Consider the following 22,777-nt stretch of genomic DNA (forward strand, 5'->3'; position numbering starts at 1 on the left):
ACAGAAAGGGCCGGGCGATCAGATCGCCCGGCCCTTTGCATCATGATGGTTCAGTGTCGTCCGGCTCAGCCGGCGGCGGAGCTTTCCCCTCGCGCGGCGTCGAAGGCCTGTGCGCCGCTCTGGAACTGCAGCCTTGCAAGCTTGGCGTAGAGGCCGCCGGCTGCGACAAGGTCCTCGTGCCGTCCGGTCTCGACGATGCGCCCCTCGTCCATGACCACGATGCGGTCGGACTTGAGGACGGTGGCCAGGCGATGCGCGATCACAAGCGTGGTGCGGCCCTGCATGAGGCGTTCCAGCGCCTCCTGGACCAGCGTCTCGCTCTCCGCGTCGAGGGCGCTCGTCGCCTCGTCGAGAAGCAGCACCGGCGCGTCCTTGAGGATGGCGCGGGCGATGGCGATGCGCTGGCGCTGGCCGCCGGATAGCGTCACGCCGCGTTCGCCGACGAGCGTGTCGTAGCCGTTCTCCAACCTGGTGATGAAACCGTCGGCGGAGGCCAGGCGGGCCGCATCCTCGATCTCGGCGCGCGCGGCGTCCGGCCGGCCGAAGGCGATGTTCTCGGCGATCGTCGTGCCGAAGATCACCGTGTCCTGCGGCACGAGGGCGATCTGGCGGCGCAGGGCACGCGGATCGCAGGCGCGCAGGTCCGTTCCGTCGAGGCGGATCGTTCCCGACGTCGGGTCGTAGAAGCGCATCAGCAGGTGGAAGAGCGTCGATTTGCCCGCGCCCGAGGGACCGACGACGGCCACCGTCTCGCCGGGCGCGATGTCGAGATCGATGCCGTTGAGAACCGGAAGGCCGGCCCCCTCGCCATAGGCGAAGGCGACCTGCTCGAAGGCGACGGCGCCGGTTGCGCGGTCCGGCAGGGCAACCGGATGCTCGGGGGCGGAGATCGCAGGCTTGACGCGCAGCAGCTCGGACAGGCGCTCGGCCGCGCCGGCGGCGAGCGAAATCTCGCCCCACACCTGGCTGAGCTCGCCGAGCGCGCCGGCCGCGAAGATCGAATAGAGCAGGAACTGACCAAGCGCGCCGGCGCTCATGCGGCCGTTGAAGACGTCGCTCGCGCCCACCCAAAGCACCGCCACAACGCTGGTGGCGATCACGAAGATCGCGAAAGCGGTAAGAAAGGCGCGCGCGAGAATCGCCTTGCGCGCGGCCAGGAAGGCTTCCTCCACGGAGCCGGCGAAGCGGCGGCCCGAATGCTCCTCGTTGGTGAAGGCCTGGAGCGTGCGCACGGCGCCGACGGTCTCGGTCGCATAGGCGGATGCCTCGGCGAGCGTGTCCTGGGCATGGCGCGAGCGGCGGCGCACGGAGCGGCCGAAGCCGATCAGCGGCAGCACGATCACCGGGATCGCCGCCAGCACGAACATGGACAGGCGCGGGCTCGACACGACCATCATGGCGGTGGCGCCGAGGAACATCACCAGGTTGCGCATGGCGATGGAGGCGCTGGCGCCGACGGCGGCCTTGATCTGCGTGGCGTCGGCGGTCAGGCGCGACAGGATCTCGCCGGACTTGGCGCTGTCGAAATAGCCCGGCGACAGGGTGACCACATGGGAGAAGACGTCGGAGCGCACGTCCGCGACGATGCGCTCGCCAAGCGTCGTGACCAAGTAGTAGCGCAGGGCCGAAAACACCGCGAGGCCGCCGGCCACGGCGACAAGGACGGTGAAGTAGTTGTTGACCAGCGACGGGTCGTCCGCGCCGAAACCGAAATCGATCATGCGGCGGATCGCGATCGGCAGCACGAGCGTCATGGCGGACGCGCCGACCAGGGCGAGCAGGGCAAGGGCCACCCGCATCCGGTAGCGCTTCAGATAGGGCAGGAACGCACCGAGGGGGCGAATGTCCCGGCGTCCGGGGCGGTCGGGGGCGGAGGAGGAGCCGTATCGGGACACGCGGATGTCTCTTCTTCTGTGTGCGCGGTGCTGTTTCGTGCGGCTCCGACCAAGTGGGGGAGCGCGCGGGGGATCCGTGCGGAACCGGAACCAGGCGCGGACCTTAGCCGCTTGCCCGCGTCAGGCCAACCGCTGCGCGACGGCGCCCTTGCGCGAAGCGACAAATGGGCGCAAGAGGAGAGCGGAACCCGCAGCGCCGGGACCGTCGCGAGACCGGCTGCGGCCTTGTGTTCCGGGCGCGGATGGGCTATAGGCTCGCGCGCAAGGTTTCGGATCGTGTGCCGGTCAGGTGCGCGATCCGCTTTCGTTCATGCATCCGCAGACCGGTATCGCGCCTTCTTCATTGGCCGGGGGAGGCGGAACTCTGAGGATGCAGGGACGGGAACAGGACACAACGGCATCGCGAAGCGCCGCGCCCCGCGCCGGCCTTCTCCGTCGACACGGACCCGTGCAGGCGGGATCGAGAACCACGGGAACGAAGAAGATGAAGAAAGACATTCACCCCGACTACCACACCATCAAGGTGGTCATGACGGACGGCTCCGAGTTCACCACCCGTTCGACCTACGGGGCGGAGGGCGAGTCGCTCCAGCTCGACATCGACCCGCGCACCCATCCGGCGTGGACCGGTGGCGACCGTCAGCTGATGGACCGCGGCGGCCGCGTCTCGCGCTTCAAGAACAAGTACGCCGGCTTCCTGGGCAACTGATCGGAAGCGTCCCGCTTCGGGACGCCCGGGACAGCCCGGACAGGCAGTGCATGCAAAAGACCCCCGGTCCGATGGGCCGGGGGTCTTTGCGTTCCTGTGCCCTTTCGCCACCGCGTTCACGCCCGGTGGGCGCATGTCGGGCGCATACAGTAACCCCGGCGCGGGACATCGGGTCCGGCCGGGGCTTCTGGGTGGGACAGTCCTTGTGCCGCGAGGCTTATCCGTCGAGGCGACCGGCGCCAAAGGCGGCATTGAGGGCGTTGAGATGGGCGGCGACCGGATTGCGGGCCGAAACGGCCTCGGCCTGGCGACGGCTGTCCTGGATCATGCGGTCGATGTGCAGGATGCGTTCCTGCAGACGCACGGAGCGCTCGATCAGGGAGCGCAGCATCTCGGGCAGTTCCTCGAAGCCGGCGGCGCCGCTGTTGGGTGAGGCGCTGTCGAGGCGGACCTTGGTCTTCTCGCTGCCGGCCTGCTCGGGGGTCATCTCGCCTTCGTTCACGGCGCGCTGGAGCAGCAGCCAGGAGGCCATCTGCATCAGCCGTGTCGTCAGGCGCATGGATTCGGTGGCATAGGCAAGTGACGCGGCGCGCGGAAGCGACTTGGATTCCACCCGGCCATCGCCGTCGAGATAGGCGGCGGTCTCCTCGACCAGGCCCATTCCGTCCCGGAAGAGGGTGCTGAAGGTCTCGGAATTGGCGAGCCGCTCGGCGAAGTCGATCATTCCCCCGCCTGACGTTGTTGCGTGCCGGTCCGTCATATGCCTGCGTCTCCTGTTCACACCTGCCTGTCGCGCCCGGCTGTCCTTCTCTCGCCTCTCCGCCGGCGGGCCCGTGCGAGGGGCGCTTCTGCCGGAGTGCGTTGCGGGACCATGTCCCGCATCGGGAGGGCGGCGGCCCTTGTTGTGCCGCTTTGAAACCGTGGTGCGTCTGTCGACCCTTGCGTCGCAAGCATCATGCCAGGATCCGACGGCAGATCCCGACCACTCCCTCTGGATACACCGGAGAGCGCGCCAAAAAAAGAGCCGCGGAGACCGCGGCTCGAAGTCATTAACAGGGAGGCGTCAAACAGAGTGGACAGGAGCCACTCGAAATCCAGATCACTGGATACCCACAGTTATGATTTGGAAAGCTTAATAAAAAGTAAATTATTAAAAGTGTCATGATTTCAAGGGCTGTTCCGCAACGTCCCCGCTTCCGATCCTTAAGTGAAAACAAGTAGTCACGGATGAGGTGTCTATTTTCGGAACACCGCGTCCGCTGCCGCCCGTACACCGCCTCGTGTGGAGATCTCCGTCTCGGTGCGCGTGATCTCGGCCTTGAGCGCGAGAATCCGTGCTTCCAGTTCCTCCACGGACTGGCGGGACAGGTCCTCGCCAACGACCACCGTCGCCTGTGCGGGGCGCTGCGGGCCATCGAGGTCTTCGAACATGTCTTCCTCCCTTGCGTTCTGCCGCTGCCGACCGGGAAGAATGCTGTTCCGCCCCGACAAGGTCAATTGTCAGGCCGGGCATGGCTGCTAAAACGGTCGGGAGGAAACACGCCAATCGAACCGGAGGACGTGCCATGGCGCATGACGATGCCCCGAGCCACCCGCGCATGATGACCGCGATCGCGATCAAGTCGCCCGGCGGACCCGACGTGCTGGCGCCCGAGGAGCGGCCCGTGCCGGCCGCGCGCGGCGGCGAGGTTCTCATCAAGGTGCATGCGGCCGGCGTCAATCGGCCCGACGTGATCCAGCGCAAGGGCCTGTATCCGCCGCCCCCGGGCGTCACCGACATCCCGGGCCTCGAGGTCTCCGGCGAGGTGATCGCGCGCGGGCCCGGTCTTTCCGGCGAGGCGCATCTGGAGGTCGGAGCCAGGGTCTGCGCGCTCGTGCCGGGCGGCGGCTATGCCGAATATGTGACCGCCCACGCGGGCTGCGTGCTGCCCGTCCCCGATGGCCTTTCCATGGTCGAGGCGGCGGCCGTGCCGGAGACCTTCTTCACCGTGTGGAGCAACGTCTTCGACCGGGTCGGTCTGACGGCGGGCGAACGGTTTCTCGTGCACGGCGGCACCTCGGGCATCGGCACGACGGCGATCCAGCTCGCGAAGGCCTTCGGGGCGGAGGTCTTCACCACCGTGGGATCGGCGGAGAAGGCCGAAGCCGCGCGCAAGCTCGGGGCGGATCACGTCATCAACTACAACGAGACGGATTTCGTCGAGGAGATCGGACGCGTCACCGGCGGGGCCGGCATTCACGTCATCCTGGACATGGTCGGTGGGGACTATGTGGAGCGCAACTGGAAGGTGGCGGCCGTGGAAGGGCGCATCTGCCAGATCGCGACGCTGAACGGCACGTCGCAGGAGGTGAATTTCAGCCGCCTTATGGTCAAGCGGCTGACCCATACGGGGTCGACCCTGCGCCCGCGCGACGAGGGCTTCAAGGCGGCGATCGCCGCGAAGCTGCGTGAGCGGGTGTGGCCGCTGATCGCACGGAAGAAGGTGGGACCGGTGATGGATTCGACCTATCCGCTCGATGAGGCGGTTGCCGCGCACACGCGCATGGAAGGGTCGTCGCATGTGGGAAAGATCGTCCTGGTGACGCCTGCCGGAGCGTGATCCGGGTTTGATTTCGCGCGCGAAGCGGCGTATAAGCCCGGAAGTTCCCCTCTTAATGCGAGTGTGTTTCAGTCTTTGTCGCGACCTGCAGCCTTGCGGGTCACCGGCGGAGCGAACAGGAGGCTTTTATTCATGGCGACCACACCCTTGATGCCAAAGGCGACGGCCGTGTGGCTCGTGGACAACACGTCCCTCAGCTTCGACCAGATCGCCGATTTCTGCAAATTGCATCCGCTCGAGGTCAAGGCGATCGCCGACGGCGAGGCGGCCCAGGGCATCAAGGGTCTCGACCCTGTCATGACCGGCCAGTTGAGCCGCGACGAGATCGAGAAGGGGCAGGTGGACACGGGCTACCGGCTGAAGCTCCAGGAGAGCAAGACCCGGGTTCCCGAGGCCAAGCGCAAGGGACCGCGCTATACGCCGGTGTCGCGCCGCCAGGACCGTCCCAACGCGATCCTGTGGCTGGTGCGCAACCACCCCGAGCTCAAGGACGCCCAGGTGATGCGCCTTGTCGGCACGACCAAGCCGACGATCCTCGCCATTCGCGAGCGCACCCACTGGAACTCGGCCAACCTGACGCCGAGCGATCCGGTGACGCTTGGCCTTTGCAGCCAGATCGAGCTGGATCTCGAGGTGGAGCGCGCGTCCAAGAACCTGCCGCCGCGGCCCGAGGGCGAGCATCACGAGGAGACGCTCCTGCCGGCGGAGGAGACCACCTCCGAGGACGCGATGGCGGCCGCCTTTGCCCGCACCACCTCCACGCCCCAGCCGCAGGAGGAGGAGTTCGACGCCGACGCGGTGTTCGCCAAGCTCAACGCGCTCAAGGGTCGCTCCGACGAGGAGACGGACGAGGACGCGGTTGGCGAGGATGCGACTGGCGAGGATGCGACGGACGAGGCTTCCGGCTCCGACGAGACGGCTTCCGCGGATGGCGATGCCGAGCAGCCGGGTGAGGACGACGAGCAGCGCTGAGACGCGCTGTGCGGTTCTCCCGCAGCAGCATCATGACCTGAACGAAAAGGGTCGTCCGGGAAACCGGGCGGCCCTTTTCGGTTCTGGTGCGTTCTCGAGCGGGCGAAACGCAAGACGGCCGGGCACATGGCCCGGCCGTCGCGAAGTGTCGGGTCGGAAGAGGAAAGGCTCAGGCCGCGGTGAGCTTGGCCAGCGTTTCCTCGTCCACCTCGAAGTTCGAGTAGACGTTCTGCACGTCGTCGTCGTCTTCCAGCATCGCGATGAGCTTGAGGACCGTCTGCGCCTTTTCGGCATCGACGGGTGCCGGCGTCTGCGGCCGCCAGATGGTCTTCACCGTTTCCGCCTCGCCGACGGACGCCTCGAGCGCCTTGGAGACGTCGCCGAGATCCTCGAAGGTGCAGGTGATGACATGGGACGTCTCGTCCGACTGCACGTCCTCGGCGCCGGCCTCGATGGCGGCCTCGAGCATGGCGTCGGCGCTGCCGGCGTCCGCCGGATAGACGATCTCGCCGACCCGGTCGAACATGAAGGCGACCGAGCCGCTTTCGCCCATGGAGCCGCCGCACTTGGAGAAGTAGGAGCGCACGTTGGAGGCGGAACGGTTGCGGTTGTCGGTCAGCGCCTCGACGATGACGGCGACGCCGGCCGGACCGTAGCCCTCGTAGCGGACTTCCTCGTAGTTGTCGCCGTCACCCGCCTGCGACTTGTTGATCGCGCGCTGGATGTTGTCCTTGGGCATGGACTGCGCCTTGGCGTTCTGCACGGCCAGGCGCAGACGCGGATTGGCGTTGATGTCCGGTCCGCCCATCTTCGCAGCGACCGTGATCTCCTTCGACAGCTTGGAGAAGATCTTGGAGCGCACCGCGTCCTGGCGGCCCTTGCGGTGCATGATGTTCTTGAATTGGGAATGTCCGGCCATGTCGCTTCCTGGTTCGTTCCTGCAATTGCCTTGCCGTGGCCCTGAGCTGCGTGTCGGCGCAGCCCGTGTCCGCGGATCCTCGCCCGGCCCGGAAAACGGGACGGGGGACCGGCGGAACGCGTGCCGCCTGCCCGGACATCCGGGTGGCGAGGGGCGCGGATCGGCGCGTTATACGTCTCGCGCGGCCAAAAATCCAGCCACGCAAGCCAGCCTGCTCGCGGCGGGCGTCTCAGCCCTCGCGCCAGTCCGGCGGCAGCACCTGTGAGAGCCGGCCGCCCAGCCGCAGCGGAGCGATGGCGTTGGCAAGCCCGCTCGTCTCGTCGATCTCCACGGCAACGCCGGAGACGGTCGCCTCGCCGAGCGCCGGGGTGAAGCGGCCCGAGGGGATCTTGCGCAGGAAGCGCGAGACCGGCTCGTCCTTTTCCATGCCCAGCACGGAATCATAGTCGCCGCACATGCCCGCGTCGCTCATGTAGGCGGTGCCGCCGGGCAGGATCTGGTGGTCGGCCGTGGGCACATGGGTGTGGGTGCCGACGACGAGCGAGGCACGACCGTCGACGAAGTGGCCCATCGCCTGCTTCTCGCTGGTCGCCTCGGCGTGCATGTCGATGACGGTGGCGTCGACCACCTGCCCCAGAGGCGTGGACTCGAGGACCTGATCGACTGCGGTGAAGGGGTCGTCGAGACTGTCCATGAACACCCGCCCCATGGCGTTGACCACGAGGATGCGCGCGCCGTTGCGGGCGGTGAAGATGTTGGCCCCGCGCCCCGGCGTCCCTGAGGGGAAGTTGATCGGACGGATCAGGCGGTCCTGGCGCTCGATGTAGACAAGCGTGTCGCGCTGGTCCCAGATGTGGTTGCCGGTGGTGACCACATCCGCGCCGGCATCGAGCACGTCCTGGAGGATCGCCTCGGTGATGCCGAACCCGGCGGCGGAGTTCTCGCCGTTGACGATGACGAAGTCGATGGCATTGGCCTCGACAAGGCCGGGCAGCGTTTCGACCACGGCCTGGCGGCCGCTGCGCCCGACCAGATCCCCCAGAAACAATAGACGCATGTCACTCCCTGCCCGCGGCGGGATTGCCGCTCGTGTGTGATTGTTCGCGGGTGTCCGCCACGACGAACCCCGTCTCGGTCAGGATCCGGGCGAGCCGCCGGTCGTGGGGCTCCTCGGGAACCTCCTCCACCTCCTGGGCGGCGAAGGCGATGCCGACCGTGACCGGCTCGCGACCGCTTTCCACCGCGATCCGCGCGATCGCGCGGTCGTAGTAGCCGCGCCCGTAGCCGATGCGCCCGCCGCGCCGGTCGAAGGCCGCGAGAGGCACGAGCATGCAGGACGGGACAAGTTCCTCCGCCTCCGCCGGGGGCTCCAGCGTGCCGAAGCCGGCCTTCACCAGTTGCGTTTCGCGGGTGAGTTCACGGAAGACGAGGTCGCCCTCGACGATGGCGGGAAGAGCTAGGCGGTGGCCGCGCGCGCGCAGCGCGTCCATGAGCGGGCGCGGGTCGATCTCGTCGCGGATGGGCCAGAAGCCCGAGACAATGGTGCCCGGCGCGAACCCGAGCGCATCGATGTGGTCGACAAGGGCAAGCCCCGCCTCGATGCGGACGGTCTCCGGCAGGGCGGCGCGTGCCGCCAGCGCGGCGCGGCGGTGCCTTTCTTTGTCGGCCTGGATCGGCGTCAGGTCTGATCGGGGCGCGTTCTTCGCCATGCGCTCTCTCGGGACTGCGGAACGGGTCGCTCGGGACTCGTGCGGCCCCGCTTCGTCGTCAATAACCGAAAAGGGAGCGGGAAGGAAACCGTGCCGCGGCGCCATTGCGATGCGCCAGACCGACACGGGCGTGCCGGAGGTGAATTTCTGACGTGGCCACCTCGGCCGTTGGAGGTTGCAATCCCGGGAGACCTACAAAGTAGGTGGGCGCCGTTTGCTCCAGCCCACGGGCCGGAGTAGGGACAGCTCCCTTGGGATGCGTAAGGCCCCGGGGATATGTCTCCTGACGAACCGCGCAGCCACGCCGACCCCGATATAGGGTCGCCTCGCGGGGAATGACAACACCCGATTTTCGCAGGGCTGGCGCGCCATACGCATACGCGGGGAAAATCCCGATGCTTTCGCGGACCAGGAGGGGAAACGGCCGGGGCGATGGCGGTCCGGCGTTCAGCTCTCGGCGGGCTTGACGGAGCGGCTCAGCCCGTCGGCGATCGCCTCGATGCGTCCGGCCGCCTCGCCGATGCTGCGCGCGATGGTCGCCTCGGTCTTTTCGATGCGTTCCAGACTGGCGCTGCGCGCGTCGCGCAGGGCGGCGACTTCGTCCTCGAGCGCCTTGAGCCGGCGCTCGCGTTCGGCCAGCTCGTCGGTCACCATGATGCCGGCCATGACGGTCAGGCGCAGGTCGCCGATCTCGCCGAAGCTGCCGCGCAGTGTGTCGATGGCGCCGTCGAAACGGCGGGCCAGGGCGGACAGCCGCTCCTCCTCGCCGTCGTCGCAGGCCATGCGGAAGCTGCGTCCGTTGATGGTGACGGTGATCTGCGCCATGCCGGTCTCCGGGTGTCTAGCCGCCGTGGGTTTCCAGGACGGAGCGGATCGATTCCATGGCCGAGACCAGCCTGCGCGACACCTCGCGGTTGGCGTCCTCGAGCCGGGCGACGCGCGCCTCCGAGGTGTCGAGCGTGGCCGCGAGCTGGGAGCGGTCCTCGCCCAGTCGCTGGACTTCCGCCGCGAGCCCGTCCACCGACATGTCCGCCTCGAGGCGGTGCTCGACGGCTGCTTCCAGACGGCTGACGGCGCGCGAAAGCCGCTCCAGCGCGGCGTCAACCGTGCCGGCCGCGTCCGCCGAGTTTCCAGCAGAGATCTCGTCCGTCGCCATTAAGAAAGCCCGATGCCGAATGCCCGTGTCGCCCCCCGAAACGACGCATGCCGAGCGCGCCCGCCACTCAAGTCGCGGCGACCCGGCACGACGCCGAAAGGTGCCTATAGCATTCCTTCGCCGGCGATGCGAGTTCGCACGAAACCGGGCCGCAGGCCGGCACGCGCTTTGTTGACTCGCCCAAGGTTCCTGATATTTGTCGGGCCGCCTTGCCGGGGGGTTGCCCGCCGGCAGTTCCGGCGCCCTGGCACCGCACCAGCCAGGCCGGCGCCAGTCGGACCGGACCCGCCGGTCCGCACGAACGGCGCTGTTGCACATTAACTGCATGTCACGGCCAACGGGCCTCCGACAGGGACAGACGGGAATCACATGACCGACCTCGACAAGCACCATCGCATGGCGAATGCGATCCGCTTCCTCGCCGCCGATGCCGTTGAGGCCGCAAAGTCCGGCCACCCGGGCCTGCCCATGGGCGCGGCCGACATCGCCACGGTTCTCTTCACCCAGGTGATGCAATACGACCCGACCACGCCGGACTGGCCGGACCGCGACCGCTTCGTGCTGTCCGCCGGACACGGCTCGATGCTGCTTTACGCGGTGCACTACCTGCTGGGCTCCGAGGACTTCACCCTCGACCAGATCAAGAATTTCCGTCAGCTCGGCGCGCTGACCGCCGGCCATCCCGAGTATGGCCACGGCGCGGGCATCGAGACGACGACCGGGCCGCTCGGACAGGGGCTCGCCAATGCCGTCGGCATGGCCATGGCCGAGCGCCACATGCGCGAGACCTTCGGCGCGGACCTTGCCGACCACTACACCTATGCGCTCGTCGGCGACGGCTGCCTCATGGAAGGCATCAGCCAGGAGGCGATCTCCCTGGCCGGTCACCTGCAGCTCAACCGTCTGACCGTCATCTGGGACGACAACGGCATTTCGATCGACGGCAAGGTGTCGATCACCGACAGCACCGACCAGATCGAGCGTTTCGAGGCCAGCGGCTGGGAGACGGTCTCTGTCGACGGGCATGACCCGGCGGCGATCCTCGCCGCGCTCAAGACCGCTCGCTCGAGCTCGCGCCCGACCCTCATCGCGGCCAAGACGACCATCGGCTTCGGCGCTCCGAACAAGGCCGGCACCGAGAAGGTGCATGGCGCACCGCTTGGCGCGGAAGAGCTCGCCGCCACGCGGAAGGCGCTCGGCTGGGCTCATGAGGCCTTCGACGTTCCCAGCGACGTGCTGGATTCCTGGCGCATTGCGGGCCTGCGTTCGGGCCAGGCGCGCAAGGAGTGGGAGAAGCGTCTCGCCGCCGCCGATCCGGAGATCCGCGGCGAGTTCGAGCGGCGCCTGCGTGGCGACCTGCCGGCCGGTTTCGCCGACGCGATGGACGCGCTCAAGAAGCAGCTTGCCGCCGACAAGCCGACGCTTGCCAGCCGCAAGGCGTCCGAGCTGGTTCTCGGCACCATCAATTCGGTCGTCACCGAGACCATCGGCGGTTCCGCCGACCTGACCGGATCCAACAACACCCGCACGGCCGACACCAAGGCGATCACCCCGACCGACTTCAGCGGACGCTATGTCCACTGGGGCATTCGCGAGCACGGAATGGCGGCCGCCATGAACGGCATGGCGCTGCACGGCGGCGTGATTCCCTACTCGGGCACCTTCCTGGCGTTCTCCGACTATGCGCGCCCGGCCATGCGCCTGGCCGCGCTGATGGGCCTGCGCGTCGTGCATGTCATGACCCATGATTCCATCGGTCTTGGCGAGGACGGCCCGACGCACCAGCCGGTCGAGCACTATGCCGCACTGCGCGCCATTCCGAACCTCGACTTCTTCCGCCCGGCGGATGTGACCGAGACGCTGGAATGCTGGCAGCTTTCGCTCGAGGCGACCTCCACGCCGAGCGTGCTGGCCCTGACGCGTCAGAACCTGCCGGCGCTTCGCACCTCCTACGAGGCCGAGAACCTGTCCGCGCGCGGCGCCTATGTGATCCATGAGCCGAAGGAGGCCTCCACGGTCACCTTCTATGCCTCGGGATCCGAGGTCGCCATCGCCGTCGAGGCCGCCGAGACGCTGGCCGGCGAGGGCGTTCACGCCCGGGTCGTCTCCGTGCCCTGCATGGAGCGCTTCGAGCGCCAGTCCGCCGACTATCGTGCGGACATCATCGGCAAGGACCAGGTGCGCGTCGCCATCGAGGCCGGCATCCGCATGGGCTGGGACGGCATCATCGGGCCGGACGGCATCTTCATCGGCATGACGGGCTTCGGCGCCAGCGCGCCCTTCGAGGAGCTGTACCGCCACTTCGGCATCACCGCCGAGGCGGCCGTCGAGGCGGTCAAGGCCCGGCTCGCCGACTGACGGACATCTTTTCCGGAGGGCGGCGCGTCCGCCCTCCGGAATCCGCTTTTCTTGCGTGCGCGTCCATTTCGGTCGCGCGCCCCGGACGTCTCGCCTCATCCCGGTTGCATGGACATGCCGCACGGCAGTAAAACCCGGCATCCGAGGGGGAGACAACAGCCGTGCCGTCGCAGTCCGGGAAGCATCGTGCCACCGATCATGTGTGGCTCGCCGTCGCAGAGCGTCCGTGGATCCTCGGCCTCGCGATCGCGGCGGCGCTCATTCTGCTTCCCGTCGCGGTCTGGCTCGACCTTCGCAATCTCTCCGATGCCGGGCTGGCGGCGCAGGCGCGGACCCTCAACGCCATGGTGTCCGAGATCCGGGGCTACTACGGCTCGCGGGTCGTCGCGCGCGTCCAGGGCTTCAAGGGCGAGTCCCTTGCTCTCCACAACTACGAGGACGTCGAGGGCGCGATCCCTATCCCGGCAACCCTGTCGCTGGAACTGGGCGACGTGATCGCCGCGCGCGGCGGGGGCAATGTCGAATACCGTTTCGTGTCCGACGCGGCCTTCGCCAATCGCGCGCCGCACCGGCTCGACGCGTTCGAGCGCAAGGCGTTGTCGCAATTTCGCGAAAGCCGCGAGGCCGACGACATCGCCACGCAGTTTTCCGGTTCGCTGTTCCAGCGCGAGGTGCGCATGGCGGTGCCGGTGATGATGGGCCAGGCCTGCGTGTCCTGCCACAACACCCATCCCGAGAGCCCGAAGCGGGACTGGCAGGTGGGGGACGTGCGCGGCATCCAGGCGATCTCCGTTCACCAGCCGATCGCCACGAACCTGTTTTCGTTCAAGTATCTCTTCCTGTATTTCGCCGGCGCGGGAACCTTCGGCATCGCCTTCGCCGGACTGCAATGGCGTCAGGCGAACATGTTCCGCTCCATGAACGCGGAGCTTGAGGAGGCCAACGGGTTCCTCGCCACGATCTCGATGAAGATCTCGAAATATCTCTCGCCGCAGATCTACAAGTCGATCTTCTCCGGCGAGAAGGACGTGGTGATCTCGACCGAGCGCAAGAAGCTGACGATCTTCTTCTCCGACATCAAGGATTTCACCGAGACGGCGGAGCACCTTCAGCCGGAGGAGCTGACGAACCTGCTCAACGAGTATTTCACCGAAATGTCCGTGATCGCCCACGCCCATGGCGCGACGGTGGACAAGTTCATCGGCGATGCGATCCTGGCCTTCTTCGGCGATCCGGAGACGCGCGGCGCGCGCGAGGACGCCAACGCCTGTCTCGACATGGCAATCGCCATGCAGCGGCGCATGGGCGAGCTGAAGGGCGAATGGCGCCGGCGCGGCATCGAGAAGCCGTTCGAGGTGCGCATGGGCATCAACACCGGCTATTGCAACGTGGGCAACTTCGGCTCCGCCGACCGGATGGACTACACGATCATCGGCGCGGAGGCGAACCTGGCGGCCAGGCTGCAGGGCATCGCCGAGCCCGGCGGCATCGTCATCTCCTACGAGACCTGGGCGCATGTGCAGGACAGGGTGCGCGTGCATCGTCTCGATCCCATCACGCTCAAGGGGATCTCGGGCGAGATCGTGCCCTATGCGGTCGACGGGCTGGCGGAGAATGCTCCGGGCGAAACGTCGGGGTTCTCGACGATCAGCGAGGAAAGCGAGGGGCTGCACCTGAGGCTCGACCTCGACAGGCTCGACGAGGACGCGCGTCGTCGGGCGGAGGCCGCGCTCGAGAAGGCGCTGGGCGCGCTGCGCCGGGGAGGGGGCGAATGAGCGTCATCCTGACGCATGACGCGCAAGATTCCGCGTCTGCGGCACCAAGATATGTGGCTCACCCCGTTGCATCCTCCGCGAGGCTTCGGTAACCAGCGTGCGGAGGCCCCGGACGGGGCGTGCCGGGCGACAGGCCCATGCCGATCGCAGTCGGGTCGACGGTGTCGCCAGAACATTGCCCATGGATGCGGTTCGCCGCCACAGGAGAGACAAGCATGACCGTGAAGGTTGCCATCAACGGTTTTGGTCGCATCGGACGCAACGTGCTGCGCGCCATCGTGGAATCTGGCCGCACCGACATCCAGGTCGTTGCCATCAACGATCTCGGCCCGGTGGAGACCAACGCCCACCTGCTGCGCTACGATTCCGTCCATGGCCGCTTCCCGGCGACCGTGACGGTGGACGGAGACACGATCGACGTGGGCAGCGGCCCGATCAAGGTCACCGCGATCCGCGACCCCAGGGAGCTGCCGTGGGGCGAGCTTGGCGTCGACGTGGCGCTGGAGTGCACCGGCATCTTCGCCGACCGCGACAAGGCCTCCGTGCATCTCGAGAACGGCTCGAAGCGTGTTCTCGTGTCCGCGCCGGCCACCAATGCGGACAAGACGATCGTCTACGGCGTCAACCATGACAGCCTCACGAGCGCGGACATGGTCGTGTCCAACGCGTCCTGCACCACCAACTGCCTGGCACCGGTCGCCCATGTCCTCAACGAGGCCATCGGCATCGAGACCGGCTTCATGACCACGATCCATTCCTACACGGGCGACCAGCCGACGCTGGACACGATGCACAAGGATCTCTACCGCGCCCGTGCGGCCGCGCTGTCGATGATCCCGACGTCGACCGGCGCCGCCAAGGCCGTCGGCCTGGTTCTGCCGGAGCTGAACGGCAAGCTCGACGGCGTGTCGATCCGCGTCCCGACGCCGAACGTCTCGGTCGTCGACCTGAAGTTCGTCGCCCGCCGCGCCACCACGGTCGAGGAAGTCAACGAGGCCATCCGCACGGCGGCCAACGGCAAGCTGAAGGGCATCCTCGGCTTCACCGACGACAAGCTGGTCTCGACCGACTTCAACCACGATCCGCATTCCTCCATCTTCCACATGGACCAGACCAAGGTGATGGACGGAACGCTGGTGCGCATCCTGACCTGGTACGACAACGAGTGGGGCTTCTCCAACCGCATGTCGGACACGGCCGTGGCGCTCGCCAAGACCATCTGATCCGTTGACGTTCGGGCGGGCTCCGGCGACGGTTCCCGCCCGACGCATATCCGGATGGCGGCGCGCCTCGCGCGCAGGCCGTTTCCGGTCCGGCGAACGTCCGGACCGCCCCCGGGGCCACACCCCAGACCTGTCAGGAGCCGACAGATGAGCTTCAAGTCCCTCGACGATCTCGATGATCTTTCCGGCCGGCGGGTCCTCACCCGCGTCGATCTCAATGTGCCCATGGACGGCGGACGCATCACCGACGCGACGCGTATCGAGCGGGTGCTGCCGACGATCCGCGAGCTTGCGGGCAAGGGCGCGCGGGTCGTGCTTCTGGCACACTTCGGCCGCCCCAAGGGGCAGGCGGTCGCCGACATGAGCCTGGCGCCCGTCGCCAAGGCCCTTTCGGAGCACCTCGGCCGGCCGGTGGCCTTCGCCTCCGACTGCATCGGTGACGCTGCGCGATCCGTGGTCGACGCGCTGGGCGACGGGGACGTGGCGCTGCTGGAGAACACCCGGTTCCACGCGGGCGAGGAGAAGAACGAGGCCGCCTTCGCGGATGCCCTGGCGAGCCTCGGCGATATCTACGTCAACGACGCCTTTTCCGCGGCACATCGCGCACATGCCTCGACCGAGGGGCTGGCGCGCCGGCTTCCCGCCCATGCGGGGCGGACCATGCAGGCGGAACTCGAGGCGCTCGGCGCGGCGCTCACCACGCCGGTGCGTCCGGTGCTCGCCGTCGTCGGCGGCGCCAAGGTGTCCAGCAAGATCGACCTTCTGGAAAACCTGGTGAAGAAGGTGGACATGCTCGTCATCGGTGGCGGCATGGCCAACACCTTCCTCGCCGCGAAGGGCAAGGATGTGGGCAAGTCGCTGTGCGAGCACGATCTCGCCGACACCGCGACGCGCATCCTCAAGACGGCGGAGGCCTCCGGGTGCGAGATCATCCTGCCGGTGGACGCGGTCGTCGCACGCGAGTTCAAGGCACATGCGGCGAACGAGACGGTCGCCGTCGACGAGGTTCCCGCCGACGCCATGATCCTCGACGTGGGGCCGGCGTCCATCGCGACGGTGGTGGCGGCCATCGACAAGGCGAAGACGCTCGTCTGGAACGGCCCGCTCGGGGCGTTCGAGATCGAGCCCTTCGACAAGGCGACGGTTGCGGCCGCGCGCCACGCGGCGGAACGCAGCAAGGCGGGGGCGCTCACGAGCGTCGCCGGCGGCGGGGACACGGTCGCCGCGCTCAATCACGCGGGCGCGGCGGAGGCGTTCTCCTATGTCTCGACCGCCGGGGGCGCTTTCCTCGAGTGGCTCGAGGGCAAGGATCTGCCCGGCGTGAGCGCGCTTCAGGCGTGATGCGCCGGCGTCGCACCCGTGCGACTGGTTAAGTTTGTCTGAAAGTTGCGGCGCCGGTCTCTTGTGCGCTGCGGCAGGCTGGATAATAAGGAGCCGCGCGACAGGCGCGGACAACGACAGGGAAGAAGGACGAACCGATGAGCGAGCGTCTCGAGGACATTGCAGAGGCCATGGTGGCCTCGGGCCAGGGCATTCTTGCGGCTGACGAAAGCACCGGCACCATCAAGAAGCGGTTCGACCAGATCGGCGTCGAGAACACCGAGGACAACCGCCGCGCCTATCGCGAGATGCTGTTCTCGGCCGACGAGGCCATGAACGACTACATCTCCGGCGTCATCCTGTTCGACGAGACGCTGCGCCAGAAGGCCGCCGATGGCACGCCCTTCGTGGAGATGATCCGCAAGGCCGGCGCCGTTCCGGGCATCAAGGTCGACAAGGGCGCCAAGCCGCTCGCGGGCTTCCCCGGCGAGACGGTGACCGAGGGCCTGGACGGCCTGCGCGAGCGTCTGGCCGAGTATCACGAGCTTGGCGCGCGCTTCGCCAAGTGGCGCGGCGTCATCGACATCAACGAGGAAGACGGCCTGCCTTCCAGCACCTGCATCCAGGCGAATGCTCATGCGCTGGCGCGCTATGCGGCGCTGTGCCAGGAAGCGGGCATCGTGCCGATCGTCGAGCCGGAAGTCCTGATGGACGGCCCGTCGGCCTCGCATGACATCGAGACCTGCTACGAGGTCACGGAGTGGACCCTGAACACGGTCTTCGCCGAGCTGTTCCAGATGGACGTGCTGCTCGAGGGCATGATCCTCAAGCCGAACATGATCGTTCCGGGCAAGAACGCGTCCTTCCAGGCGTCGGCCGAGGAAGTGGCGGAGTTGACCGTACGCTGTCTGAAGGCGACCGTTCCGGCCGCAGTTCCGGGCATCGCCTTCCTGTCCGGCGGCCAGTCGGACGTGCAGGCGAGCGAGCATCTGCACCTGATGAACGCGGCCGGAAACCTGCCCTGGACGCTGACCTTCTCCTATGGTCGCGCGCTGCAGCAGTCTGCGCTCAAGGCATGGGGCGGCAAGGGCGACAACGTCCCGGCGGCCCAGGCGGCCTTCCTTCACCGTGCGAAGATGAACGGCCTTGCCGCGCGCGGTGCATGGAGCAAGGACCTGGAGCAGGCCTGAGCCGCTCCGCCCGGTCCGCCGTGCCGCCCTTTCGGGGCCGGCGCGGCGCAGGAATGACGTCTCGCCACGCGGCAGGTCCCTGCCGCGTGGCGATTTCGCATTGACGGGGCGCCTTGTTCCGTCAAGCTTTCGCCGCGATCGGCGACCATTCCAGTGTGACGGGATCCACAGGTCCCGCCCCAGATGAAAGAGCCAAGACCGTGCATCCGCGCCTCTATCTGATCTCGCCCCGGACGCTCGACCCGGCGACCTTTCCCGACCGCCTCGCGGAGGCGCTTTCGGGCGGAGACGTCGCCTGCCTGATGCTCGACAATCCGGGCCTGTCCGAGCAGGACTTCCAGAAGCTCGCCGAACGGGTGGTGCCGCTTGCGCAGAAGGCCGGAGCGGCCGTGGTCCTGCGCAACGACACGCGCACGGCGGGACGCGCGCGGGCCGACGGCGTGCATCTTGACACCGACGGCGAGGAGGGCGCGCAGGACATGGAGCGCGCGCTGGAGACCTTTAGGCCCGACGGCATTGTCGGAGCCGGCGAGATCCGTTCGCGCCACGATGCGATGACGCTTGCCGAGATCGGCGTCGACTACCTCCTCTTCGGCCTGCTGTCGCTGACACCGGAGGCCGCCCCGCACGACAAGACGATCCAGTTCGCCTCGTGGTGGTCCCAGCTTTTCGAAACGCCCTGCGTGGCTCTGTGCGGCACCGATCCGGCGGGGGTTGCCGCCTGTGCCGCGACGGGGGCCGATTTCGTCGCCCTGCGCGAGGCCGCATGGGATCACGAGCAGGGGCCGGCCGAAGCCGTGCGCCAGGCGAATGCGGTTCTGCAGACCTACTCGCTCGAGGAGGCGCACGAGGGATGAGCCGGCGCGTGACCAGGGATCTCCTCGCGCTTGTGCTGTCGGCGGGGCTTTTCGCGCCCCTGGCGGCAAGCGGGCAGGAGCAGCCGGCCGATGCGCCGGCGACGACGGATGCCCCGGCCACGCCCGCAACATCTTCCCCCGCGGACGCTTCCGCCGCGCCCGTCGCGCCACCGGCGACCGATTTCGGGGACGTCGCGCCGCTCGACCTTCCGCAGGCCGGCGAGGGCGAAAGCGATGCCGCGCAGGCTCCGGGGCGGACGTCGGGCTCCTCCGACGCGCCCCCGTCCCTTCCCACTCCGGTCGTGGTCCGGCCACCTCTGCCGCCCGGACCGGGGATCACCGGCGTCGACCGCTCGGCCGACTATGCCTACGGCGCGTTTCAGCGCGGCTGGTACATGACCGCGCTGTCGCTCGCCACCCCGCGCGCGGAGGAGGGCGACACCGCCGCACAGACGCTTCTCGGCGTCCTCTACGAGACCGGGCGGGGCCTGCCGCGTGACGCGAAGCGGGCCGCGAGCTGGTATTCGCTTGCCGCCGAGGCGGGCAACCCGCAGGCCGCGATGCGCTACGGCCTCATGCTGCTGAACGGGCTGGGGGTGGAGCAGGACGAGGAAAAGGCCGGCGACATGTTCGAGATCGCCGCGAAGGCGGGCAGCGCCGAGGCGATCTACAATCTCGCGGGCCTCTATCGCACCGGCGAGGGACGCCCCTACGATCCGGACAAGGCGTTCGAGCTTCTCAAGCAGGCCGCCGAACTCGACGACATGGACGCGCGCTTCCAGCTCGCCCAGTTCTATCTCGACGGTCCGGCCGACATCCGCGACGAGGCGCGCGCCGCCTTCTGGATGGGCCGTGCCGCGCGCCAGGGACATGTGGGGGCCCAGGTGCGATACGGAATCCTGCGCTTCAACGGGCGTGGCGTTGCGCCGGACGAGGCGGAGGCGGCGGACTGGTTCGAACGCGCGGCGCGGGCGGGAAACCCGGTGGCCATGAACCGGCTCGCGCGCATCCTGGCGCTGGGGCGCGGACGCGAGGTCGACACGCAGGCGGCCGCCGGCTGGCATCTGGCAGCCCGCTCGCTTGGCGTTTCCGACCTGCAGCTCGACGCGATCCTGGCGAACCTCACGCCGGAGCAACTGGACGAGGCGCAGGCCTTCGCGCGCGGGTTCGCGACGGCAGTGGAACAGCTCGCCACCGACGAGGCGGCCACCACGCCGTAACGGCGCAAAAGCGGCTTTTTGCTTGATTGCGAACCGGAAGTGTGGTGCACAGGCCGCGCACCGAACATCGAGCCGTCCTTTCGCGAGGCGCGCCCGTTCCGACCTTGCCGGTCCGGCTCCTCCTGGAGCCGTGCAACCGGGCAGAAGCGTCGGCGCGCGGCGCCGGCAGGTCCCTGACGGACCGCCAGCCCGAGCAGTCGGTCCCGCGACAGGAATTGCAAGTATCACGCTTCAAGAACGACAAGACAGACGAGTCCGAACGCATGAAGATCAACGGCAATGAAATCAAGCCCGGCAACGTGCTGCAGCATCAGGATACGCTGTGGGCGGTGGTCAAGGCCGAGCATGTGAAGCCCGGCAAGGGCGGCGCCTTCGCCCAGGTCGAGATGAAGAACCTGATCGACGGCCGCAAGCTCAACGAGCGCTTCCGCTCCGCCGACAAGGTCGAGCGCGTCCGGCTCGAGCAGAAGGACTTCCAGTACCTGTATCCGCAGGAAGACATGCTGGTCTTCATGGACACCGAGACCTACGAGCAGATCGAGCTCCAGTCCGACTTCGTCGGCGAGCGCGCCGCCTTCCTGCAGGACGGCATGATGGTGACGCTCGAGCTGCACGAGGAGCGTCCGATCGGCATCACGCTGCCGCAGTATGTGACGCTCGAGATCACCGAGGCGGATGCGGTCGTGAAGGGCCAGACGCAGTCCTCGTCCTACAAGCCGGCGATCCTGGAGAACGGCGTGCGTGTCATGGTGCCGCCCTTCATCACGGCCGGCGAGCGCATCGTCGTCGACACCGAGCTTGTCGAGTACGTGCGCCGCGCGGACTGAGCCGCCCCGCATCTTTCCGGTTTCGCGAGGCGTGCAGCGGCATGCCTCGCGCCTTTTCCCCGCCAGTGCGCCCCACGCCGCGATGAGTCCGCGCGGCGCGAGACGGCCCGGCCAGACCTAGGTATTCGTCCATGTCCCGCTCCGCCATTCTCAACGTCATGGTCCAGGCGGCCCTCAAGGCCGGCCGCAGCCTCGCTCGCGACTTCGGTGAGGTCGAGAACCTGCAGGTGTCGCGCAAGGGGCCGAGCGACTTCGTGTCGGCCGCCGACATCGCGGCGGAAAAGATCGTGCGCGCCGAACTCCAGAAGGCCCGTCCGGACTATGGCCTGCTGATGGAGGAGTCGGGCGAGATCCCGGGCGAGGATCCCCAGCACCGCTGGATCGTCGACCCGCTCGACGGCACCACCAATTTCCTGCACGGCATTCCGATCTTCAACGTGTCGATCGCGCTGGAGCGCGAGGGCACGATCGTCGCCGGCGTGATCTTCAACCCGGTCATGGACGAACTCTACACCGCCGAGCGCGGCCGTGGCGCCTTCATGAACGACCGCCGGCTGCGCGTCGCCTCGCGCAAGGCGCTGCCGGACAGCGTCATCGGCACGGGCATCCCGTTCCTGGGTGTTGGCGATCACGCGCGTTCGCTCAAGGAAATCCGCCACGTGATGGGTGAGGTTGCCGGCATCCGGCGCTGCGGCGCGGCCGCGCTCGATCTCGCCTGGGTCGCCTCCGGCCGTTTCGACGGCTATTGGGAGCACGGCCTGAAGCCGTGGGATATGGCGGCCGGCATCCTGATGGTGCGCGAGGCGGGCGGCTTCGTCAGCGACATCACGGGCAAGGACGACATGTTCGGCACCGCCTCGATCGTGGCCGGCAACGAGCACATCCAGGGCCAGCTTCGCAAGCTGCTGGCCAACGCCAACGCCTGAGGCAGGTCCCGGTTCGACATTACGGCTTTCCAGCCCGGGAAAAATCACGCTATCAAGGGGTACGGCCGAAACAGGGAGAAGCAAGCCGACATGGCGCGCGCCTATGATCCTTACAGCCTGTCCAGCCCCTGGATCTATCTGATCCGAATGGTGATCTTTCTGGCGGTGTTCGCGTTTCTCGCGCTCATCCTCTACCGCCAGATCGCAACCGCCTTCATGAGCAATCCCGGGCTGAACGGCCTGATCCTGGCAACCGGCGCGATCGGCATCCTGCTCGCCATCCGCCAGGTCATCCGGCTGGTTCCGGAGGTCAACTGGGTGAACGGGTTCCGCCTCGGCGATCCGGGCATCGAGGTGCGCCGGCCGCCGGTGCTGCTGGCACCCATGGCGACCCTGCTGGGCAATCGCGCCGGTGACACGATCCTTTCGCCGGCGACCACCCGCTCCATTCTCGATTCCATCGGGATGCGCCTCGACGAGGCGCGCGAGATGGCCCGCTACCTGACGGGCCTGCTCGTGTTCCTGGGTCTGCTCGGTACCTTCTGGGGCCTGCTTCAGACCGTCGGCTCGGTCAATGCGACGATCCAGAGCCTCGACGTGGGCTCGGGCGACGCCAATGTCATCTTCGAGGATCTCAAGGCTGGACTGGAAGCCCCGCTTTCGGGAATGGGCACGGCGTTTTCGTCCTCGCTGTTCGGCCTGACCGGTTCGTTGATCCTCGGGTTCCTCGACCTTCAGGCGGGGCAGGCGCAGAACCGCTTCTACAACGAGCTTGAGGACTGGCTCTCGACGCTGACCGATATCGAGCCGGAAGACGGTGTCGGTACCGGGGGAACCGCGGGGCTCGTCGAGCTGCGCGTCGCCATCGACAACCTGCGACAGAGCATGGCCGAGGGCGGAGGCGGCGGCGGGGGAACCAACCGCAACGCGGCGCTCGCCATGGCCAACCTTGCCGAGGGCATCCAGGGGCTGGTGCAGCATGTGCGCGGCGAGCAGCAGATGATGCGCAACTGGGCGGAGGAGCAATCGGAGCAGCAGAAGCGCATCGAGCAGCTCCTGCGTTCCATGTCGAGCGCCTTCGACCGGCTGGGCGACGGCGACCGCTGAGGCGGCGGGCCGCG

20 protein-coding genes, 1 other RNA gene and 1 pseudogene are annotated in these 22,777 nt (G+C 67.8%); 13 read left to right on the forward strand and 9 right to left on the reverse strand.

Annotated features, from left to right (window positions below; translation table 11 throughout):
- Nucleotides 1–65 precede the first annotated feature (65 nt).
- Nucleotides 66–1,895 carry an ABC transporter transmembrane domain-containing protein gene (locus ACYX4S_RS00725; protein WP_476361511.1) on the reverse strand — a complete coding sequence of 610 codons (1,830 nt, stop codon included), beginning with the start codon at nucleotides 1,893–1,895 and terminating at the stop codon, nucleotides 66–68.
- A 484-nt stretch (nucleotides 1,896–2,379) separates the two neighbouring features.
- Here ACYX4S_RS00725 and rpmE point away from each other — a divergent pair, with 484 nt between their 5' ends.
- Nucleotides 2,380–2,604 carry a 50S ribosomal protein L31 gene (rpmE, locus tag ACYX4S_RS00730; RefSeq protein ID WP_293722869.1) on the forward strand — a complete coding sequence of 75 codons (225 nt, stop codon included), beginning with the start codon at nucleotides 2,380–2,382 and terminating at the stop codon, nucleotides 2,602–2,604.
- A gap of 217 nt (nucleotides 2,605–2,821) precedes the next feature.
- Here the strand turns inward: rpmE and rcdA are convergent, their stop codons facing one another.
- Together rcdA and ACYX4S_RS00740 are read right to left on the reverse strand one after the other, a co-directional pair.
- Nucleotides 2,822–3,328 (reverse strand): protease adaptor protein RcdA, encoded by a 507-nt coding sequence (gene rcdA / locus ACYX4S_RS00735; RefSeq protein WP_293722872.1) that lies wholly within the window; start codon nucleotides 3,326–3,328, stop codon nucleotides 2,822–2,824.
- Nucleotides 3,329–3,840: 512 nt separating this feature from the next.
- Nucleotides 3,841–4,035, reverse strand: coding sequence for a DUF1192 domain-containing protein (locus ACYX4S_RS00740; RefSeq protein WP_476361512.1), 195 nt, complete (start codon nucleotides 4,033–4,035; stop codon nucleotides 3,841–3,843).
- Nucleotides 4,036–4,169: 134 nt separating this feature from the next.
- Between ACYX4S_RS00740 and ACYX4S_RS00745 the strand changes: the two genes are divergently transcribed.
- A complete protein-coding gene (locus ACYX4S_RS00745; RefSeq protein ID WP_476361513.1) occupies nucleotides 4,170–5,204 on the forward strand; it encodes an NAD(P)H-quinone oxidoreductase in 1,035 nt (344 codons plus the stop codon).
- Nucleotides 5,205–5,336: 132 nt separating this feature from the next.
- Nucleotides 5,337–6,059: pseudogene (locus ACYX4S_RS00750) on the forward strand (DUF1013 domain-containing protein); the annotation flags it as partial.
- Nucleotides 6,060–6,345: 286 nt separating this feature from the next.
- Here ACYX4S_RS00750 and ACYX4S_RS00755 read toward each other — a convergent pair.
- The 6 genes from ACYX4S_RS00755 to ACYX4S_RS00780 all read right to left on the reverse strand — a co-directional run bounded on the left by ACYX4S_RS00755 (nucleotide 6,346) and on the right by ACYX4S_RS00780 (nucleotide 9,960).
- Nucleotides 6,346–7,095: a YebC/PmpR family DNA-binding transcriptional regulator gene (locus ACYX4S_RS00755; protein WP_293722880.1), complete on the reverse strand. Its 750-nt coding sequence runs from the start codon at nucleotides 7,093–7,095 to the stop codon at nucleotides 6,346–6,348.
- A gap of 229 nt (nucleotides 7,096–7,324) precedes the next feature.
- Nucleotides 7,325–8,152, reverse strand: a complete 828-nt coding sequence (locus ACYX4S_RS00760; RefSeq protein ID WP_476361514.1) for a TIGR00282 family metallophosphoesterase — start codon at nucleotides 8,150–8,152, stop codon at nucleotides 7,325–7,327.
- Nucleotide 8,153: 1 nt separating this feature from the next.
- Nucleotides 8,154–8,804, reverse strand: a complete 651-nt coding sequence (locus ACYX4S_RS00765; protein WP_476361515.1) for a 5-formyltetrahydrofolate cyclo-ligase — start codon at nucleotides 8,802–8,804, stop codon at nucleotides 8,154–8,156.
- 149 nt (nucleotides 8,805–8,953) lie between these two features.
- Nucleotides 8,954–9,109, reverse strand: a non-coding RNA gene (gene ssrS, locus ACYX4S_RS00770) — 6S RNA.
- A gap of 142 nt (nucleotides 9,110–9,251) precedes the next feature.
- On the reverse strand, nucleotides 9,252–9,629 hold the full coding sequence (locus ACYX4S_RS00775; RefSeq protein WP_293722888.1) for a cell division protein ZapA: 378 nt from the start codon (nucleotides 9,627–9,629) through the stop codon (nucleotides 9,252–9,254).
- Nucleotides 9,630–9,645: 16 nt separating this feature from the next.
- Nucleotides 9,646–9,960, reverse strand: coding sequence for a DUF4164 domain-containing protein (locus ACYX4S_RS00780; protein WP_293722889.1), 315 nt, complete (start codon nucleotides 9,958–9,960; stop codon nucleotides 9,646–9,648).
- 369 nt (nucleotides 9,961–10,329) lie between these two features.
- On the opposite strand from ACYX4S_RS00780, the gene tkt reads away from it, so the two are divergent.
- From tkt to ACYX4S_RS00830, 10 genes are all read left to right on the forward strand, one after another.
- Nucleotides 10,330–12,318, forward strand: a complete 1,989-nt coding sequence (gene tkt, locus ACYX4S_RS00785) for a transketolase (RefSeq protein ID WP_293722890.1) — start codon at nucleotides 10,330–10,332, stop codon at nucleotides 12,316–12,318.
- Nucleotides 12,319–12,518: 200 nt separating this feature from the next.
- Nucleotides 12,519–14,093, forward strand: a complete 1,575-nt coding sequence (locus ACYX4S_RS00790; protein WP_476362795.1) for an adenylate/guanylate cyclase domain-containing protein — start codon at nucleotides 12,519–12,521, stop codon at nucleotides 14,091–14,093.
- Nucleotides 14,094–14,308: 215 nt separating this feature from the next.
- Nucleotides 14,309–15,316, forward strand: a complete 1,008-nt coding sequence (gap, locus tag ACYX4S_RS00795; protein ID WP_476361516.1) for a type I glyceraldehyde-3-phosphate dehydrogenase — start codon at nucleotides 14,309–14,311, stop codon at nucleotides 15,314–15,316.
- Between the two features lie 147 nt (nucleotides 15,317–15,463).
- Nucleotides 15,464–16,657 carry a phosphoglycerate kinase gene (locus tag ACYX4S_RS00800; RefSeq protein ID WP_476361517.1) on the forward strand — a complete coding sequence of 398 codons (1,194 nt, stop codon included), beginning with the start codon at nucleotides 15,464–15,466 and terminating at the stop codon, nucleotides 16,655–16,657.
- 137 nt (nucleotides 16,658–16,794) lie between these two features.
- Complete coding sequence (locus ACYX4S_RS00805; RefSeq protein ID WP_422069907.1) at nucleotides 16,795–17,826, forward strand: class I fructose-bisphosphate aldolase; 1,032 nt, start codon at nucleotides 16,795–16,797, stop codon at nucleotides 17,824–17,826.
- A gap of 200 nt (nucleotides 17,827–18,026) precedes the next feature.
- A complete protein-coding gene (locus ACYX4S_RS00810; protein WP_293722902.1) occupies nucleotides 18,027–18,683 on the forward strand; it encodes a thiamine phosphate synthase in 657 nt (218 codons plus the stop codon).
- An 8-nt stretch (nucleotides 18,684–18,691) separates the two neighbouring features.
- Nucleotides 18,692–19,903 carry a tetratricopeptide repeat protein gene (locus ACYX4S_RS00815; protein ID WP_476361518.1) on the forward strand — a complete coding sequence of 404 codons (1,212 nt, stop codon included), beginning with the start codon at nucleotides 18,692–18,694 and terminating at the stop codon, nucleotides 19,901–19,903.
- Between the two features lie 263 nt (nucleotides 19,904–20,166).
- Nucleotides 20,167–20,730, forward strand: a complete 564-nt coding sequence (gene efp, locus ACYX4S_RS00820; protein WP_422069905.1) for an elongation factor P — start codon at nucleotides 20,167–20,169, stop codon at nucleotides 20,728–20,730.
- Nucleotides 20,731–20,861: 131 nt separating this feature from the next.
- Nucleotides 20,862–21,656, forward strand: coding sequence for an inositol monophosphatase family protein (locus ACYX4S_RS00825; protein WP_422069904.1), 795 nt, complete (start codon nucleotides 20,862–20,864; stop codon nucleotides 21,654–21,656).
- 90 nt (nucleotides 21,657–21,746) lie between these two features.
- Nucleotides 21,747–22,763 carry a flagellar motor protein MotA gene (locus tag ACYX4S_RS00830; RefSeq protein ID WP_422069903.1) on the forward strand — a complete coding sequence of 339 codons (1,017 nt, stop codon included), beginning with the start codon at nucleotides 21,747–21,749 and terminating at the stop codon, nucleotides 22,761–22,763.
- The last annotated feature ends 14 nt before the right edge of the window (nucleotides 22,764–22,777 follow it).

It is taken from the genome of Stappia sp. ABD4_338 (genome assembly GCF_056312175.1).

Excerpts from the sequence above, each read along its gene's own strand:
- ACYX4S_RS00740 (WP_476361512.1), bottom strand. The coding sequence starts at position 4,035 with ATGTTCGAAGACCTCGATGGCCCGCAGCGCCCCGCACAGGCGACGGTG.
- ACYX4S_RS00765 (WP_476361515.1), bottom strand. The coding sequence starts at position 8,804 with ATGGCGAAGAACGCGCCCCGATCAGACCTGACGCCGATCCAGGCCGAC.
- rcdA (WP_293722872.1), bottom strand. The coding sequence starts at position 3,328 with ATGATCGACTTCGCCGAGCGGCTCGCCAATTCCGAGACCTTCAGCACC.
- gap (WP_476361516.1), top strand. The coding sequence starts at position 14,309 with ATGACCGTGAAGGTTGCCATCAACGGTTTTGGTCGCATCGGACGCAAC.
- ACYX4S_RS00755 (WP_293722880.1), bottom strand. The coding sequence starts at position 7,095 with ATGGCCGGACATTCCCAATTCAAGAACATCATGCACCGCAAGGGCCGC.
- efp (WP_422069905.1), top strand. The coding sequence starts at position 20,167 with ATGAAGATCAACGGCAATGAAATCAAGCCCGGCAACGTGCTGCAGCAT.
- ACYX4S_RS00760 (WP_476361514.1), bottom strand. The coding sequence starts at position 8,152 with ATGCGTCTATTGTTTCTGGGGGATCTGGTCGGGCGCAGCGGCCGCCAG.
- ACYX4S_RS00780 (WP_293722889.1), bottom strand. The coding sequence starts at position 9,960 with ATGGCGACGGACGAGATCTCTGCTGGAAACTCGGCGGACGCGGCCGGC.
- ACYX4S_RS00830 (WP_422069903.1), top strand. The coding sequence starts at position 21,747 with ATGGCGCGCGCCTATGATCCTTACAGCCTGTCCAGCCCCTGGATCTAT.
- ACYX4S_RS00805 (WP_422069907.1), top strand. The coding sequence starts at position 16,795 with ATGAGCGAGCGTCTCGAGGACATTGCAGAGGCCATGGTGGCCTCGGGC.
- ACYX4S_RS00775 (WP_293722888.1), bottom strand. The coding sequence starts at position 9,629 with ATGGCGCAGATCACCGTCACCATCAACGGACGCAGCTTCCGCATGGCC.
- ACYX4S_RS00745 (WP_476361513.1), top strand. The coding sequence starts at position 4,170 with ATGGCGCATGACGATGCCCCGAGCCACCCGCGCATGATGACCGCGATC.
- ACYX4S_RS00825 (WP_422069904.1), top strand. The coding sequence starts at position 20,862 with ATGTCCCGCTCCGCCATTCTCAACGTCATGGTCCAGGCGGCCCTCAAG.
- rpmE (WP_293722869.1), top strand. The coding sequence starts at position 2,380 with ATGAAGAAAGACATTCACCCCGACTACCACACCATCAAGGTGGTCATG.
- ACYX4S_RS00800 (WP_476361517.1), top strand. The coding sequence starts at position 15,464 with ATGAGCTTCAAGTCCCTCGACGATCTCGATGATCTTTCCGGCCGGCGG.
- tkt (WP_293722890.1), top strand. The coding sequence starts at position 10,330 with ATGACCGACCTCGACAAGCACCATCGCATGGCGAATGCGATCCGCTTC.